Raw genomic sequence first — 15,197 nt, 5'->3', positions numbered from 1 at the left:
ATACAAAGGGGGATTTTTGAGATTTTATTGAAACTTGCTAGATACTCCCAACATAAAGGCAGGATAAAGGCAACATAGTGGCAGTAGAATGTATGTAAGGGTTATTCGGTTCAGTTAGAATAGTAAAATGTAAAAAGTATTATGTACAAATTAGAATTTAAAATTGATGCTCGAGTTTTTTTATTCTACAATTATGAAGTTTTATGATTAACTAATGAAGCGAAAACAATAGTTTTATTCTAAATTTGTACAACAAAAACAACTATAGAAAATGGCTGAAAAGATATGGTTATCATCTCCTCATATGGGAGGAAATGAATTAAAATACATTCACGAAGCATTCGATGCAAACTGGGTGGCTCCTTTAGGACCAAATGTTAATGGTTTTGAAGCAGATTTAGAAAAATTCTTAAATGCAAATGTAAAAGTTGCAGCATTATCTGCTGGTACAGCAGCAATTCATTTAGCTTTGATTGAAAGTGGAGTTGGCTACGGAGATGAGGTTCTTTGCCAATCAATGACATTCTCAGCAACTGCAAATCCAATCGCTTACCAAGGCGCAACACCTGTATTTGTAGATTCAGAAAAAGATACATGGAATCTTTGTCCAATAGCATTAGAAGAGGCGATTAAAGATCGTATAGCAAAAGGAAAAACACCAAAAGCGATTTTAGCGGTTCATTTGTACGGAATGCCTTATAAGGTTGACGAGATACATGCTGTAGCAGAAAAATACAACATTCCAGTGATAGAGGATGCTGCCGAAGCATTGGGTTCTACTTTCAAAAATAAATCTGCAGGAACTTTTGGACGTTTCGGTGTTTTATCATTCAACGGAAATAAAATTATTACAACTTCTGGTGGTGGAGCTTTGGTTTCCCATACACAAGAAGATAAAAATAAAGCGGTATTTTTAGCAACTCAGGCTCGTGATAATGCACCACATTATCAACATTCGCATATTGGGTACAATTACCGGATGAGTAATATTACAGCAGGTATTGGTCGTGGACAAATGGAAGTTTTAGCGGATAGAGTAGCAGCTCGTCGTGCAATGAATAAATTCTACCAAGAGTTGTTTGCGGATATTGATGGCGTAACTGTTTTTGTAGAACCAAGTTCTGATTATTTCTCTAACCATTGGTTATCTGCGATTTTAATTGATCCAAAAGTAGCAGGGAAAACGCGCGAAGATTTACGTTTAGCTTTCTTGGAAGATGATATCGAATCTCGTCCGTTATGGAAACCTATGCACATGCAACCTGTCTTTGCAGATGCACCTTATTATGGAGGAACGGTAGCAGAAGAATTATTCGAAAATGGATTATGTTTACCTTCTGGCTCTAATTTAACAGATGCAGAACGCGAAAGAATCTCTGCTAAAGTAAAAGAAGTATTTGGAAAATAATTTTCAAAAATATAATATCAATCAAATCCTCTTAAGTTTTCTTAGGAGGATTTTTATTTATAAGAATTAGACGTTTTTAATAAAAGTACTCGAATAATTTGTTATAAGTTGATTATCGGTTAAATTTGTAATCAAATTGATCAGAAATTATGATTGACCAAATCAAACAATATATTGAAGAAGTAAAAAACTTCCATTCAACAAATGCTGCTGAAATTGAAGAATTCAGAATTAAATTTTTAGGAAAAAAAGGAATTTTAACGGACTTGTTTACACAGTTCAAATCTGTTCCGAATGAACAAAAAAAGGAATTTGGTCAAGTTGTAAATGAATTAAAAACATTGGCAACTGAAAAATCAACTGTTCTTAAAAATGAAATCTCAAACGAAGGAAAAACTGATTCTTCTTTAGATTTAACGCGTCCTGGAGAGCCTTTTACATTGGGTTCTCGTCATCCAATTAACATTACAAAAAATCGTATTATCGAGATTTTTAATCGCATTGGATTCAGCGTTTCTGAAGGTCCAGAAATCGAAGATGATTGGCACAATTTTACAGCGTTAAATTTGCCAGCGCATCACCCTGCAAGAGACATGCAAGATACATTTTTCATCGAAACTGATCCAGATATTGTGTTGCGTACGCATACATCGTCTACGCAGATTCGTCATATGGAGAAAAATCAACCACCAATGCGTTTCTTAGCACCTGGTCGTGTTTACCGTAACGAAGCGATTTCGTCTCGTTCGCATATGATGTTCCACCAAATCGAAGGTTTATACATCGACGAAGGTGTTTCGTTTGCAGATTTGAAACAAACTTTAAGTTATTTTACAACTGAGTTATTTGGTAAATCTGAAATTCGTTTACGTCCGTCATATTTCCCATTTACAGAGCCTTCTGCGGAGGTTGACGTGTATTGGGGATTAGAAACAGAAACTGATTATCGTATGACAAAAGGTACAGGTTGGTTAGAAATTATGGGATGTGGAATGGTAGATCCTAACGTTTTGCGTAATGTTGATATCGATCCTGAGAAATATTCGGGTTATGCATTCGGTATGGGAATTGAGCGTATCGCGTTATTATTATACCAAATTGGGGATATCCGTTTGTATACAGAAAATGATAAACGTTTCTTAGAGCAATTTCAATCGGAGTTATTCTAAGATAGAAAATATTATAAACAAAAAATCCTGTTCAATTGAGCAGGATTTTTTTATTGGAATAATGTTTTAAATAATATATTAGAGATTATATCCTTTAGTTTTAATTTTCATAAAAAAGCATTTAGAAATTGTCATGCCGAGACATCACTCTATTTATTTACAAAGTAATAATTAATGTAATCGTCCTATTAAAAATGGCCTTAAATCTATGACGTTAAGAAAATAATTGAATGTAACGTTAAAAAGATTTTAGCCTGTAGGGTTTTTAAAATCTTTAGTGAAATGAAAGTATTTTTAGTCTAATAGATTTACAGCCTTGACTTTTTGGTTACTTTTTAGTCAAGTAAAAAGTGACATAAAATATAAGGAATATCTAATTATATGATGTGTTTAATTTTCATAAAAAAGCATTTAGAAATTGTCATGTCAAGCTTGTTGAGACATCTCAATTATTATTTAAGTATTGATTTAACATTTTTCTTATCAATTTGTTGATTGTTGACTTCTACGAAATAATCTTGTTGCCAATTTTGAGTTTTCTCCGCTTGTTTATTTTCAGGTTTTACCCAATTCGGATAAACTCTAAAACCTCTTTTTCCTTCTTTTTTAATTGAGGTCAAAATATTCTTTTCAATTAAAATTGATGTCGGAAAAATATAAAAACCTAGTTTAGAATCATCTTCTGTAGCAATAATGTAATAATCAAAACCATCATTTTCGTCAAAAGGTTCGGTTTGTTTAGCTGTATTTCGTTTCCATAACGTTACAAATTGACCAACTTTTTTAGGTGTAATTTTCGCTTTTCTAAATTTTATAGAAAACTCATTAACATTGAAATTATAACCAACATATTCGTCACATTCTAAATCTTTTTCAATATTTGAAATGGATAAATTCATTGATTTTAGAACAAAATCTTCGAATTTTTGAATAATTTCAGTCATTTATTTCAATTGTTGATAAAAGTATAAATCATAAGTTGGAAATAAATTTGGATAGAAAATCTTTCCTAAATCATTCAAAATAATATCTGGGCGAAGAATTCCTTGTTCAAAATAATCATTCGAACCTTTTGCATTCATTCGTTTATTGTAAGCATATACATTTCCTTTTTTGAACGCATCAAACCACGCATAATTTGGATAAGAAGCTTTCATTTCTGCTAATGAATTTACGTTTGTTACATTGATCCAATAATTTGCAGATTTTCCAACTGTATAAACTTCTTCAAATGTTAAGCTCAAACTATTTTCACCTGTTTTATTCTTGAAAATATAATTTCCTTTCGCGTCGTCAATCAATTTTGCTTGCAACAAATCATTTGTCGGAACGTACCAAATATCGCCATACATTGTATTCACAATTGTTGAAACATTACCTTGTGCTTTGGTTTGAATGATATTTTTGATCGAATCATAATTATTTTTAACCGTTTCTACGCGTTTTTCAGCTTCTGTATCTTTTCCGAATAATTTTCCGAAAACCTTCAAATATTCAACTTGTCCCAATGGATTTAGCTCCTTGTATTCATCTAAATACAATACTTTTATCCCATTTTGTTCCAATTGTTGATGAAATTTTGCCAAAACAGGATTTGAATTTGCAATAATCAATTGTGGTTTATTTTTTAAGATAATTTCTGTGAATAATTCGTTCGAATTTCCAACTTTTAAGATTGATTTATTTGCAATTCCTTCGGCAATTTTAGGATTGTAAATAAAATCTGCATCGCAAACTCCTTTAATTAAATCAAGACTTCCTAATTGATCTAAAAACGTCACAGCAGACGAAGTTTCTACCATCACAGTTTTGATTGGCAAGTCTTTTTTATCAAATGAAATCGTATTTCCAGATGATTTTATGGTGATTGTTTCGTTGTTTTCTTCGATAGAAATATTTTTTGCAAACTGAAAAGTTGTATTTTCTTGTTCGGTTTTAACAGCTTCTTTCGACTGTTTACAACTACTAATGGCAAGAAGAATGAATGAACTTAGAATTAATTTTTTAATCATTTTGGATTGAATTTAGAGGAAGCAAGTTAAGAATTCTGCCAAAATCATAAAAAAATATTTTTGTAAGCGATTGATACGTTGTAAATTAAATTATTGTTAAAAATTTTTCTCGAAAAGCTTAGGTTTTTACGATAAAAGTGCTGTATATTTGCATTCGAAAATAAGGGAAAATACTTTCAATTATTTCAAACGGCCGAGTGGCGCAACTGAATAGCGCACTTGATTACGGCTCAAGAGGTTACAGGTTTGAATCCTGTCTCGGTCACAAAAATGCTCAGCGTCAATCGTTGAGCTTTTTTTATGAATGTTAAATTCTATTGTTATCAATAAAAAAGTCCATCTACAAATTGTAAATGGACTTTTTGGATTTTTATTATTTCTTTCTGAAGTAAACTTCAACTGGAACTCCTTCAAAATTAAATTCCTTTCTCAATTGATTTTCAATAAATCGTTTGTAAGGATCTCTAATATATTGCGGCAAGTTACAGAAAAACGCAAATTGAGGCGTTTTTGTAGGTAACTGCGTTACATATTTGATTTTGATGTATTTTCCTTTTACTGCAGGTGGAGGTGTAATCTCGATAATCGGTAACAAGGTTTCGTTTAATTTACTTGTTTTGATACGACGGCTACGATTCTCGTAAACTTCGATAAATGTATCAACAGCTTTCAAGACACGTTGTTTTGTAAGAGCCGAGATAAACAACACAGGAACGTCTGTAAAAGGCGCAATACGTTTTAGAATAGCATCTTTGTATTCTTTCATTGTATTGGTTTCTTTTTCCAATAAATCCCATTTGTTGATTAAGATGACAACACCTTTTCGGTTGCGTTCTGCTAAATAAAGAATGTTCAAATCCTGTGCTTCAATTCCACGTTCTGCATCAATTACCAAGACACAAACGTCACATTCTTCGATTGCACGAACCGAACGCATGACAGAATAAAATTCTAAATCTTCGCTAACTTTTCCTTTTTTACGCATTCCAGCAGTGTCTACCAAAACAAATTCGTGTCCAAATTTATTGTACAACGTTTCGATAGAATCACGTGTTGTTCCTGCGATATCCGTTACAATATTACGTTCTTCACCTAATAATGCATTGATTAATGTAGATTTTCCAGCATTTGGACGACCTACGATCGTAATTTTAGGTAAACCTTCGAATGGATCAATGTGTTCTTCTTCTGTAAAACAATCTACCACATCATCTAATAATTCACCTGTACCACTTCCGCTCATTGCAGCGATTGTGTACATTTTTTCGAATCCTAAGTTATAAAACTCATAAGAATCTTCTAAATTTTTGTTGGTATCGACCTTATTCACAACTAAGAATGTAGGCTTCTTAGTGCGTCTTAAAAGGTTGCCAACTTCCTTATCCATATCCGTTAAACCAACTTGATTGTCTACCATGAACAAAATTACATTTGCTTCATCGATAGCTAATTCAACTTGCTTGCGGATCTCTTCTTCAAAGGTATCATCTGAACCAACGACATACCCTCCGGTATCGATTACGGTAAACTCTTTTCCATTCCAATCAGATTTTCCATAGTGACGGTCACGTGTAACACCAGAAGTGTCATCGACGATAGCTTGTCTTTTTTGGATCATTCTGTTGAAGAACGTAGATTTACCAACGTTTGGTCTTCCTACAATTGCAACTATATTTGACATTTTGCAAAGGTATAATTTTTAGAATTATTTTTTACATTAATTTTTTGATTGAGAAAGTATTGTAAATAAAAAAGGTTAGATAAACTCTAACCTTACTCCATTTTTATTTTACAACTTTAAGAAGTTCTTTTTCAGCAACCACTTTTCTAAGTCCAGAACTTGAGAAACGGTGGTCTCTTGAATTGTAGTACAATTCGATTCCTTTTTCTTCACAATATTTACGTCCTGTGAAGTTTTTATCTTGGTATTCAATACCTAAAATACGCACATCAATTTTGAACGATCTCAAAACATCTTCCAAATCTTCTTCAGTTGCATAAGGTACAATTTCGTCAACAAATTTGCAGCCTTTTAACTGAATGTAGCGTTCTACAACAGTTTGTGTAGGTTTGTTTTTTTCTGGTCGATCTAATGTTGGATCTGTTTGTAAACCTACAATCAAATAATCGCAATGTTGTTTTGCGTCTTCTAGCATTTTGATATGTCCCGCATGAAGCAAATCAAAAGCACTAAATGTAATTCCGATTTTCATAGTCAATTAGTTTAGTCTTTTATAGTTAGTTTTTATTAATCTTCAGATGATCGGTTGTAATCATCTTCGATGCGAATGATGTCTTCTTCTCCAAAATACGTACCATGTTGAACTTCGATAAAAATTAATGTTTCATTACCTATGTTCTGAATACGATGTTTTGCTTTTAATGGAATAATAACGACTTCACCCGCTTTGTATTCATATTCTTTATCATCAAGTGTCACCATTGCGGTTCCCTGAACAATTGTCCAAACTTCTGCACGATGATTGTGATATTGGTAAGACAAACGCCCGCCAACATTCACTTCTATTCTCTTCAATTTATATATATCGGTGTCCTCTAATACATAGTAAGAACCCCAAGGTCTATTTCCTATTTCCATGTTTTACGCAATTTACGGAATATTTAGATGCAACTCTAAAATACTCGATGAATAAATTGTTATGTTCATTCAAAAAAAAAACCTCAAACACATGCTTGAGGTTTTATAAATGTGGTGGTGCCTCCAGGAATCGAACCAGGGACACAAGGATTTTCAGTCCTTTGCTCTACCAACTGAGCTAAGGCACCGTCATTTTGGATTGCAAATATAAGAAGGTTTATTTATCATTTCCAAAATTATTTTTAAATATTTTCTATTAATTTTTTAAGCAGTTGATTTTTATTCATTTATTTTTATAAAAATTACGAATCGATTACAAATGGAATGGTCTATCACACTTTTGCACATCTGGAATTTTATCAAAGAATGGTATTGGGTTCCGCTTACCGTCCTTTATATAATGGTGATTGTTACTATTTTGATCGAAAATCGAAACCCTACTAAAACAATTGCATGGATATTAGTAATTGTTTTTCTACCGTTTATTGGAATAATCCTATATTTTTTCTTTGGACAGAAATTTAAAAAAGATGAATTTTTTAAACGAATAGATAAGAATCATCAAAAAATCATCAATGAAAAATGGGCTGAAATGGATCAATCTGTTCAAGATGATTTAGATAAAGTAAATGCAAGAATTGGTTCATTGTCACAGGTTTATCGTTATTTAAACAATGCAAGAGTTGCTTATCCTGCAACAAATAATAAAGTAAAGTTGTTGACAAATGGAGAAGATAAATTCCCTCTTTTTTTAGAAGCTTTACGAGAAGCGAAAGATCATATTCATCTTGAATATTACATTTTTGATGAAGATCATATTGGAAATGAAATCATTGATATTCTGATTGAAAAAGCTAAAAATGGTGTAGAAGTTCGTGTAACTGCGGATGATTTTGGATCATCAAAACTGAATAAACATCACTCAAGATTTGATGGAACAGGTGTGGAGTTTCAGACATTTTTACCTGTTCGATTTTCGTCTTTAGCGAATTCTAATTACCGTAATCACCGTAAAATTTTGATTGTTGATGGTAAAAAAGCATTTTTAGGAGGAATTAACATTAGTGATAAATACATCAATCAAAATGGTGTAATAAGTCCAAATAATAAGATTTATTGGCGTGATACTTCTGTGATGATTGAAGGCGATTCTATCAATAGTTTGCAATTGCATTTTTACTTAAATTGGATGATGACCGAAGGCAAAAAGTATAATATTTCTGATTCAAATTATTTTTACAATTCTCAAAGTAAGATTTTTGAAGATGCTGCAACTGTTAGTTTTGGACTTTCTTCGCCTGGTAGTGATTTACATTCGGCAATGGAAGCGATGATTTTGGCAATTACTTTAGCGAAAAAGAAAGTGCAATTGTGTACACCATATTTTATACCAAGTGACGAATTTAAGACAGCGATGATGATTGCTGTTTCGAGCGGAGTAGAAGTGGAGCTGATTATTCCTAAAGAAGGCGATTCGATAGTGGTACAACAAGCGTCATTATCATTCCTAAAACCTTTGATGAAGCGAGGTGTGAAGGTTTATTTGTACGAAAAAGGATTTATTCACGCCAAAACTATTACTGTCGATGATAAATTGGCTTTTATTGGAACAGTAAACTTAGATTACCGCAGTTTTATGATTAATTTTGAAATTACTTCTGTAATTGAAAATGAGACTTTATTAAAACAAATGAGTGCTCAATTTGATATAGATAAAGAGGATTCAGAATTATTAACGCTAGAAAAATGGGAAAATAGACCTTGGTATTACCGTGCATTTGCATCAATTTGTAGATTGTTAGCACCGATATTGTAAATATTTATTACATTCGATTTTAGATCAAGGTAATATGAAAAAGCTATCTTTATTAACAATTGGAAAAATTGCTATAGGTGCAGTTCTTGCATATGGTTTCCTAAATTTTATAGATCAACCAGATGTTATGATTGAATCTTTTAAAACTGGATTTTTAGAAGGAATCTTAGGAAAATAAAACAAAAACCTCCACATCAATTAAAGTAGAGGTTTTTGTTTTTTATTGATTTTTAAAATCTTCGATTTCTTTTCTAATTTCTTCATATCGACTTCTCAAATCGTCTGAAATATTATTCGGGATATCTTTTATTTTCTTCAATTGAAGCGAAATAAAAATAGCAAATAATCCTGATGAAATTACAGCTAATCCAAGCCAAGCTACTGCTGTTAAACCTGCTAATTGTGGAGATGATAATAAAATTAGGGAAATGATTAATCCAATAATAGCTAAGAACAGAGAAATTCCCCAATCTTTTACGCCATAATTTTTTAGGTCGAAAGCATAACTAATTCCAGAAATTGAGCGGAATAAAATTAAAAATCCAACATAATAAGCAAAAACTTCTAAACTTAGAATTGGATTTACAACTAACATAAATCCAACAATAGTTGTAATAATTCCATATGTCAATGTCCAGCCCCAACTATCAATTTCATCTTTGTTTGAGATCGAAAAAACAATTTCCGAAATTCCAGAGAATAAAAAAGATACAGCAAAAAATACTGAAAGTGCAACATACGATGCTGTTGGAAATGCGAATGTATAAATTCCAAGTCCAACGAATAATAATCCAATGATTAATAAAATCCACCAATATTTGACAGAATTTTTGATTGATTTGTAAAAAGTACGAGCCATTTTGAAAAAAAATATTTAAAATTATAGACTTAAAATTAAGAAATATTCTAATTAAACCTCTATTTTTTTGTTTTTTTATAATGATTATTGATTTCTTAAAATTCAGGATTTATTTCATGCTTACTAAAAATTAAATACTCTTAACTTTGAAGTTCGCTTAAAAATCAACGAAAATGAAGTATGGAATAGAGGCGGCTTCTATCTACGTTCCGCATATATATTTACCAATAAAAGATTTAGCAATTCAACGCAATATTGATCCTGATAAACTTGAAATTGGTTTGGGTTTAAAGAAAATGTCTGTTTTAGATGTTCATGAAGATACAGCAACTATCGCTGCGAATGCTTTGTTGAAATTAATCACAGATTTTGATATAAATCCAACTGAAATCGGACGAATTTATTTAGGAACAGAAAGCGCTTTAGATGGAGCAAAACCAACCGCAACTTATGCAGTACAATTGGTAGAATCTGTTTTGGCTAAACAATTTGGTGAACGACCTTTTAGACATACAGATGTTGTGGATATGACGTTTGCGTGCGTGGGTGGAGTAGATGCGATGCACAATTCTATCGATTATGTTCGTGTAAATCCAGCTAAAAAAGCAATTGTAATTGCAGCCGATTATGCAAAATATGGCTTAGAATCGACGGGAGAATATACGCAAGGTGCTGGTGCAGTAGCGATGTTAATCTCGAATCAACCAGATTTGATTGCGTTTGATAACAATTGGGGAATTGGAATGGAATCTGTTTTTGATTTCTTTAAACCACATCAATCAACTTCTGATGAAGCGATTTTGAATGCTTTAGGAACAACAAAATCTGAAATCGAAATCTTTTCTGATGAACCCGTTTTTGAAGGGCAATATTCTAACGAATGTTATAAAAACAGAGTTAGAGAAGCTTATTTCAACTTTAAAGATGAGGCTAAAATAGAAGGTAAATTGTACGAAAGTTGGCGATATATTGCTTTTCACTTGCCTTATGCATTTCAAGGAAAAAGAATGTTTTCGGATGTTTTTGCATTAGAAAATGATCAAGATAATTCGAATGATAACTTGAAAGTTGTTTCAAAATCGGATGAATATAAAGCCTTAATCAAAGAAAAAGTAGAACCAACTCAACGTGCTTCTTCTGAGATCGGAAATATGTACACAGCTTCAGTTTTTACAGCATTTTTATCGGCTCTACAAGTAAGCGCAGATAGCAATGAAGAATTAAATGGAAAAACAGTTGGTTTTATTGCGTATGGTTCTGGATCTAAATCGAAAGTTTTTCAAGGACAAATTGGTGAAGGTTGGAAGAATGTGATGAATAAAATGGATTTGTTCACTTATTTAAATAAAAGAGAAGCAATTTCTTTTGAACAATACCAAGATTTACACAATAAAAATCTGAAAACATCTATTAATGATTCGAAAGGTTTTGCTTTAGATCGCATTGAAACTGAAATTCCAGATTTGAAAGGTGCAAGATATTATACTTTTAAAGGATAAAACATAAAAAAATCCGCTCATTGAGCGGATTTTTTATACTATTTTCTGCTTCCATTTCCCTCGTTTAAAGAGAATAAATGCTAAAATTGCAATAAACGTTTCCGAAACAGGAATTGCTATAAAAACGCCTTCTTCTTTCAAATTGAAATGATAAGAAAGTACATAAGCTAACGGAATTTGAAATAACCAAAATCCAACAAAATTGATAATCGTTGGCGTCATTGTATCGCCTGCTCCATTAAAAGCATTCATCATTACCATTCCAATTCCGTATAATAAAAAACCAGTTGCCAAAATATACATTCCTTCTTTTGCAACGATTTTGATATGTTCTTCTGTTGTAAAAATTGAGACTAAATAATTGCTTAATCCATAGAAAATAACACTTACAATCAACATGTAAATGATGTTAAATTTCATGGTCATAAGGACTGATTTTTCTGCTTTTTCGGGATCTTTATTTCCTAAGTTTTGACCAACTAAAGTTGCCGCAGCATTACTCAATCCCCAAGCAGGTAACATAAAAAACATCATCAATCGTAAAGCAGTTTGATAACCAGACGATGCAATTTCTCCACCAGATTGAGCAACAATTCGAGCGAGAATAATCCAACTACAACTTGCAATAATGTATTGTACAATAGCAGGAACTGCAATTTTTACAATATTGATAATGAGTTTAGATTTTGGGACGAAATAGCTCCATTTGATTTGAATTAATGAATCTTTTTTCGTTAGACAATACAATTGATAAATCACTCCGCCACTTCGTCCAATAGCAGTTGCTAAGGCAGCTCCTTCTAATCCCATTTCAGGAAAAAAGAACCATCCACGAACAAGAATTGGACACAAAATAATATTGATTCCATTAGCTAACCACAAGCTTTTCATGGCAATTGCTGCATTCCCAGCTCCACGAAAAATTCCATTAATCAAGAATAATAATACAATTGATAAACAACTTGCCATTATTATTTTAGTGAAATTCTTCCCATATTCTGCGGCTTGTTCGGTTGAGCCCATCCAAATCAATAAATCTTTTGCGAATATAAATCCGAAAATACTCAACAGAATTGTAATTATTATCGATAATAAAATTGCTTGCGAAGCACTTTCCGAAGCTTTTTCGGGTTTCTTTTCACCAATTCTTCGTGCAATAATGGCAGTTGCAGCCATACTTATTCCGATCGAAATCGAATAAACAATTGTTAATAAGGATTCTGTAAGACCAACGGTTTGTATAGCGAAAGCGCTTTCTTTTAAATGTCCTACAAAATATAAATCGACCAATGCAAAGACAGATTCCATCACCATTTCGAACATCATCGGAATAGCTAATAGAAATACTGATTTTTTTAGAGGTAATGCGGTTAAATCTAAGTTTTCGCTTGAAAAAGATTGTTTTATTAACGAAAAAATAGACCCAATTTTGGCTGTTAAAGACTTTTCTACAGTCATTTTTTTTGGTTTTTAAAAATTAAAAATACTTGATAAATTTTTAAATAAAAATGAATTAAACGTTAAGTTGCCGCGAAGTGTTAAGTATTCATTTTAATTAAAATCTGAGAGGATTTTGCGCAAATTTAAATCATTTTTTTCAATACCAATTTATCTTTTTGATTTTATTATCTTTACCAAAACAGCTATACTAAGAAGAAATGAAAAAAACTGCTTTTATTTTATTTAATGTTGCCCTTATGGTAGGAGTGAATGCACAGAGTTATAAGAAAAAGTATCCAGATACAAAAAAAATTGATCATGTTGATACGTATTTTGGAGAGAATGTACAAGATCCATATCGTTGGTTGGAAGACGATTTGTCTGAGGATACGAAGAAATGGGTAATTGAACAAAATAAAGCAACTTATGCTTATTTGAATGAAATCCCGTTACGTACGCAATTGAAAAAATCGTTGACGGATATTTGGAATTATGAGAAGATTTCGACGCCTTTTAAAGAAGGAGATTATACGTATTACTACAAAAATGATGGTTTACAACAACATTCAGTTTTGTACCGTAAATTAGGTGAAAACGGAACAGAAGAAGTTTTTTTAGATCCAAATAAATTCTCAAAAGATGGTTCTGTTTCTTTAGCAGATGTTAGTTTTTCTAAAGATGGAAGTTTAGTCGCATATTCTATTTCAGAAGGTGGATCGGATTGGAGAAAAGTTATTGTTCTTAATGCAAAAGATAAAACACAAGTTGGAGAAACATTGATTGATGTTAAATTCTCTGGAACAGCTTGGAAAGGAAACGAAGGTTTTTATTATTCATCTTATGATAAACCAAAAGGATCTGAATTATCAGAAAAAACAGATCAACACAAATTATATTACCACAAATTAGGAACGGCTCAGAAAAAAGATCAATTGATTTTTGGAGGAACTGAAACACCTCGTCGCTATGTTGGTGCTTATTTGACGGATGATGAGCGTTTCTTAATTATTACAGCTGCGAATACAACAACAGGAAATGAGTTGTATTATCAAGATTTGTCTCAAGCAAATAGTCCAATCAAAACGATTGTGAATAATTTTGACACAAATACTTCTGTGATTGACAATGATGGAGAAACTTTTTACATTTTTACGAATAACAAAGCTCCAAACAATAAAGTAGTTAAAGCAACTATTTCTGATTTGAGCGAAGTTGCTTGGAAAACAGTTATTCCAGAAACTGAAAATGTATTATCTGTTTCTACAGGAGGAGGTTATTTATTTGCTAAATACTTAAAAGATGCAATTTCGGTTGTAGAGCAATACAAATATGATGGATCAAAAGTTCGTCAAATTACATTGCCTGGAGTTGGTTCTGCATCAGGATTTGGAGGAAAAAAATCAGAGAAAGAAATCTATTTCGGATTTTCAAATTATATCACACCATCTACAAGCTACAAATACAATGTAGAAACGGGTTCTTCGGATGTTTACATTAAACCAAATGTGAAATTTAATTCAGATGATTACATTTCTGAACAAGTTTTTTATACGTCAAAAGATGGGACAAAAGTTCCGATGATTATTACGTATAAAAAAGGATTGAAGAAAAATGGTAAAAATCCTACAATTGTTTATGGATACGGCGGATTCAATATTAGTTTAACACCAGGATTTAGTCCAGCAACTGCTGCTTGGATTGAAAATGGTGGAGTTTACGCTGTTCCAAACCTACGTGGAGGTGGAGAATATGGTAAAAAATGGCACGATGGAGGGCGTCAATTCAATAAATTAAATGTTTTTAATGATTTCATTGCTGCTGCAGAATATTTACAGAAAAACAATTACACTTCACCAGATTTTACTGCATTATCAGGAGGATCTAACGGAGGTTTATTAGTTGGAGCAACAGAAACAATTAATCCAAAAGTAGCAAAAGTAGCATTGCCTGCGGTTGGTGTTTTGGATATGTTACGTTATCATACATTTACTGCTGGTGCAGGTTGGGGCTATGATTACGGAACAGCTGATGATAGTAAAGAAATGTTCGAGTATCTAAAAGGATATTCACCAGTTCACAACGTAAAAGAAGGAACATGTTATCCTGCTACATTAGTCACAACAGGAGATCATGATGATCGTGTAGTTCCTGCACATTCTTACAAGTTTGCGGCAAATTTACAAGCGAAACAAGCGTGTGATAATCCAGTTTTAATCAGAATTGAAACAAAAGCTGGTCACGGAGCAGGTCGTTCGACAGAAGTTGTGATCAATGAAACAGCTGATAAATATGCGTTCACTTTATGGAACATGGGAATCAAAAAATTGAAATAAAAGATTAATTTAATTCAGTCAATAAACCCAAAATCCATCTGAATATTCAGGTGGATTTTTTT

The 15,197-nt window shown here is 32.2% G+C and carries 13 protein-coding genes and 2 tRNA genes; 7 read left to right on the top strand and 8 right to left on the bottom strand.

Annotation, left to right across the window (positions count from 1 at the left end):
* The first annotated feature begins 271 nt into the window (after positions 1–271).
* Positions 272–1,408: a DegT/DnrJ/EryC1/StrS family aminotransferase gene (locus tag HXZ74_RS04020; RefSeq protein WP_286473942.1), complete on the top strand. Its 1,137-nt coding sequence runs from the start codon at positions 272–274 to the stop codon at positions 1,406–1,408.
* A gap of 149 nt (positions 1,409–1,557) precedes the next feature.
* A complete protein-coding gene (locus tag HXZ74_RS04015; RefSeq protein WP_038336503.1) occupies positions 1,558–2,577 on the top strand; it encodes a phenylalanine--tRNA ligase subunit alpha in 1,020 nt (339 codons plus the stop codon).
* A 452-nt stretch (positions 2,578–3,029) separates the two neighbouring features.
* Here the strand turns inward: HXZ74_RS04015 and HXZ74_RS04010 are convergent, their stop codons facing one another.
* Positions 3,030–3,521 carry a MepB family protein gene (locus HXZ74_RS04010; protein ID WP_286473940.1) on the bottom strand — a complete coding sequence of 164 codons (492 nt, stop codon included), beginning with the start codon at positions 3,519–3,521 and terminating at the stop codon, positions 3,030–3,032.
* Positions 3,522–4,589: an ABC transporter substrate-binding protein gene (locus HXZ74_RS04005; protein WP_286473937.1), complete on the bottom strand. Its 1,068-nt coding sequence runs from the start codon at positions 4,587–4,589 to the stop codon at positions 3,522–3,524.
* Between the two features lie 191 nt (positions 4,590–4,780).
* Here HXZ74_RS04005 and HXZ74_RS04000 point away from each other — a divergent pair.
* Positions 4,781–4,854 (top strand) — tRNA-Arg (locus HXZ74_RS04000).
* Between the two features lie 108 nt (positions 4,855–4,962).
* Here the strand turns inward: HXZ74_RS04000 and der are convergent.
* The 4 genes from der to HXZ74_RS03980 all read right to left on the bottom strand — a co-directional run bounded on the left by der (position 4,963) and on the right by HXZ74_RS03980 (position 7,376).
* A complete protein-coding gene (gene der, locus HXZ74_RS03995; RefSeq protein ID WP_038336507.1) occupies positions 4,963–6,270 on the bottom strand; it encodes a ribosome biogenesis GTPase Der in 1,308 nt (435 codons plus the stop codon).
* 103 nt (positions 6,271–6,373) lie between these two features.
* The gene (locus tag HXZ74_RS03990; RefSeq protein WP_180905607.1) at positions 6,374–6,802 is read right to left on the bottom strand and encodes an adenylyltransferase/cytidyltransferase family protein; all 429 of its coding nucleotides are present in this window, start codon (positions 6,800–6,802) and stop codon (positions 6,374–6,376) included.
* A 35-nt stretch (positions 6,803–6,837) separates the two neighbouring features.
* On the bottom strand, positions 6,838–7,188 hold the full coding sequence (locus HXZ74_RS03985) for a phosphomannose isomerase type II C-terminal cupin domain (protein ID WP_038336510.1): 351 nt from the start codon (positions 7,186–7,188) through the stop codon (positions 6,838–6,840).
* Between the two features lie 112 nt (positions 7,189–7,300).
* Positions 7,301–7,376, bottom strand: a tRNA-Phe gene (locus HXZ74_RS03980).
* A gap of 131 nt (positions 7,377–7,507) precedes the next feature.
* Here HXZ74_RS03980 and cls point away from each other — a divergent pair.
* Together cls and HXZ74_RS03970 are read left to right on the top strand one after the other, a co-directional pair.
* Positions 7,508–9,004, top strand: a complete 1,497-nt coding sequence (gene cls, locus HXZ74_RS03975; RefSeq protein ID WP_286473934.1) for a cardiolipin synthase — start codon at positions 7,508–7,510, stop codon at positions 9,002–9,004.
* Between the two features lie 34 nt (positions 9,005–9,038).
* Positions 9,039–9,182: a hypothetical protein gene (locus HXZ74_RS03970; RefSeq protein WP_181816261.1), complete on the top strand. Its 144-nt coding sequence runs from the start codon at positions 9,039–9,041 to the stop codon at positions 9,180–9,182.
* 42 nt (positions 9,183–9,224) lie between these two features.
* Here the strand turns inward: HXZ74_RS03970 and HXZ74_RS03965 are convergent, their stop codons facing one another.
* Positions 9,225–9,863, bottom strand: coding sequence for an HdeD family acid-resistance protein (locus tag HXZ74_RS03965; RefSeq protein WP_114998444.1), 639 nt, complete (start codon positions 9,861–9,863; stop codon positions 9,225–9,227).
* A 173-nt stretch (positions 9,864–10,036) separates the two neighbouring features.
* Between HXZ74_RS03965 and HXZ74_RS03960 the strand changes: the two genes are divergently transcribed.
* On the top strand, positions 10,037–11,362 hold the full coding sequence (locus HXZ74_RS03960) for a hydroxymethylglutaryl-CoA synthase family protein (protein ID WP_114998442.1): 1,326 nt from the start codon (positions 10,037–10,039) through the stop codon (positions 11,360–11,362).
* A 33-nt stretch (positions 11,363–11,395) separates the two neighbouring features.
* On the opposite strand, the gene HXZ74_RS03955 is transcribed toward HXZ74_RS03960, so the two are convergent.
* Positions 11,396–12,820: an MATE family efflux transporter gene (locus tag HXZ74_RS03955; protein WP_286473931.1), complete on the bottom strand. Its 1,425-nt coding sequence runs from the start codon at positions 12,818–12,820 to the stop codon at positions 11,396–11,398.
* Positions 12,821–13,020: 200 nt separating this feature from the next.
* Here HXZ74_RS03955 and HXZ74_RS03950 point away from each other — a divergent pair, with 200 nt between their 5' ends.
* The gene (locus HXZ74_RS03950) at positions 13,021–15,135 is read left to right on the top strand and encodes a prolyl oligopeptidase family serine peptidase (protein ID WP_286473929.1); all 2,115 of its coding nucleotides are present in this window, start codon (positions 13,021–13,023) and stop codon (positions 15,133–15,135) included.
* Positions 15,136–15,197 lie beyond the last annotated feature (62 nt).

The sequence above is a fragment of the Empedobacter sp. R750 genome, from assembly GCF_030324345.1.
GTDB lineage: Bacteria > Bacteroidota > Bacteroidia > Flavobacteriales > Weeksellaceae > Empedobacter > Empedobacter falsenii_C.
Note: the sequence above shows the minus strand (reverse complement) of the source record. Positions and strands in the feature narration are given on the sequence as shown.

Bases quoted from the DNA above. Each gene is read 5' to 3' on its own strand.
- HXZ74_RS03985 (WP_038336510.1), bottom strand. From the start codon at position 7,188: ATGGAAATAGGAAATAGACCTTGGGGTTCTTACTATGTATTAGAGGAC.
- HXZ74_RS03965 (WP_114998444.1), bottom strand. From the start codon at position 9,863: ATGGCTCGTACTTTTTACAAATCAATCAAAAATTCTGTCAAATATTGG.
- HXZ74_RS04005 (WP_286473937.1), bottom strand. From the start codon at position 4,589: ATGATTAAAAAATTAATTCTAAGTTCATTCATTCTTCTTGCCATTAGT.
- der (WP_038336507.1), bottom strand. From the start codon at position 6,270: ATGTCAAATATAGTTGCAATTGTAGGAAGACCAAACGTTGGTAAATCT.
- HXZ74_RS03955 (WP_286473931.1), bottom strand. From the start codon at position 12,820: ATGACTGTAGAAAAGTCTTTAACAGCCAAAATTGGGTCTATTTTTTCG.
- HXZ74_RS04015 (WP_038336503.1), top strand. From the start codon at position 1,558: ATGATTGACCAAATCAAACAATATATTGAAGAAGTAAAAAACTTCCAT.
- HXZ74_RS03990 (WP_180905607.1), bottom strand. From the start codon at position 6,802: ATGAAAATCGGAATTACATTTAGTGCTTTTGATTTGCTTCATGCGGGA.
- HXZ74_RS03960 (WP_114998442.1), top strand. From the start codon at position 10,037: ATGAAGTATGGAATAGAGGCGGCTTCTATCTACGTTCCGCATATATAT.
- HXZ74_RS03950 (WP_286473929.1), top strand. From the start codon at position 13,021: ATGAAAAAAACTGCTTTTATTTTATTTAATGTTGCCCTTATGGTAGGA.
- cls (WP_286473934.1), top strand. From the start codon at position 7,508: ATGGAATGGTCTATCACACTTTTGCACATCTGGAATTTTATCAAAGAA.
- HXZ74_RS03970 (WP_181816261.1), top strand. From the start codon at position 9,039: ATGAAAAAGCTATCTTTATTAACAATTGGAAAAATTGCTATAGGTGCA.
- HXZ74_RS04010 (WP_286473940.1), bottom strand. From the start codon at position 3,521: ATGACTGAAATTATTCAAAAATTCGAAGATTTTGTTCTAAAATCAATG.
- HXZ74_RS04020 (WP_286473942.1), top strand. From the start codon at position 272: ATGGCTGAAAAGATATGGTTATCATCTCCTCATATGGGAGGAAATGAA.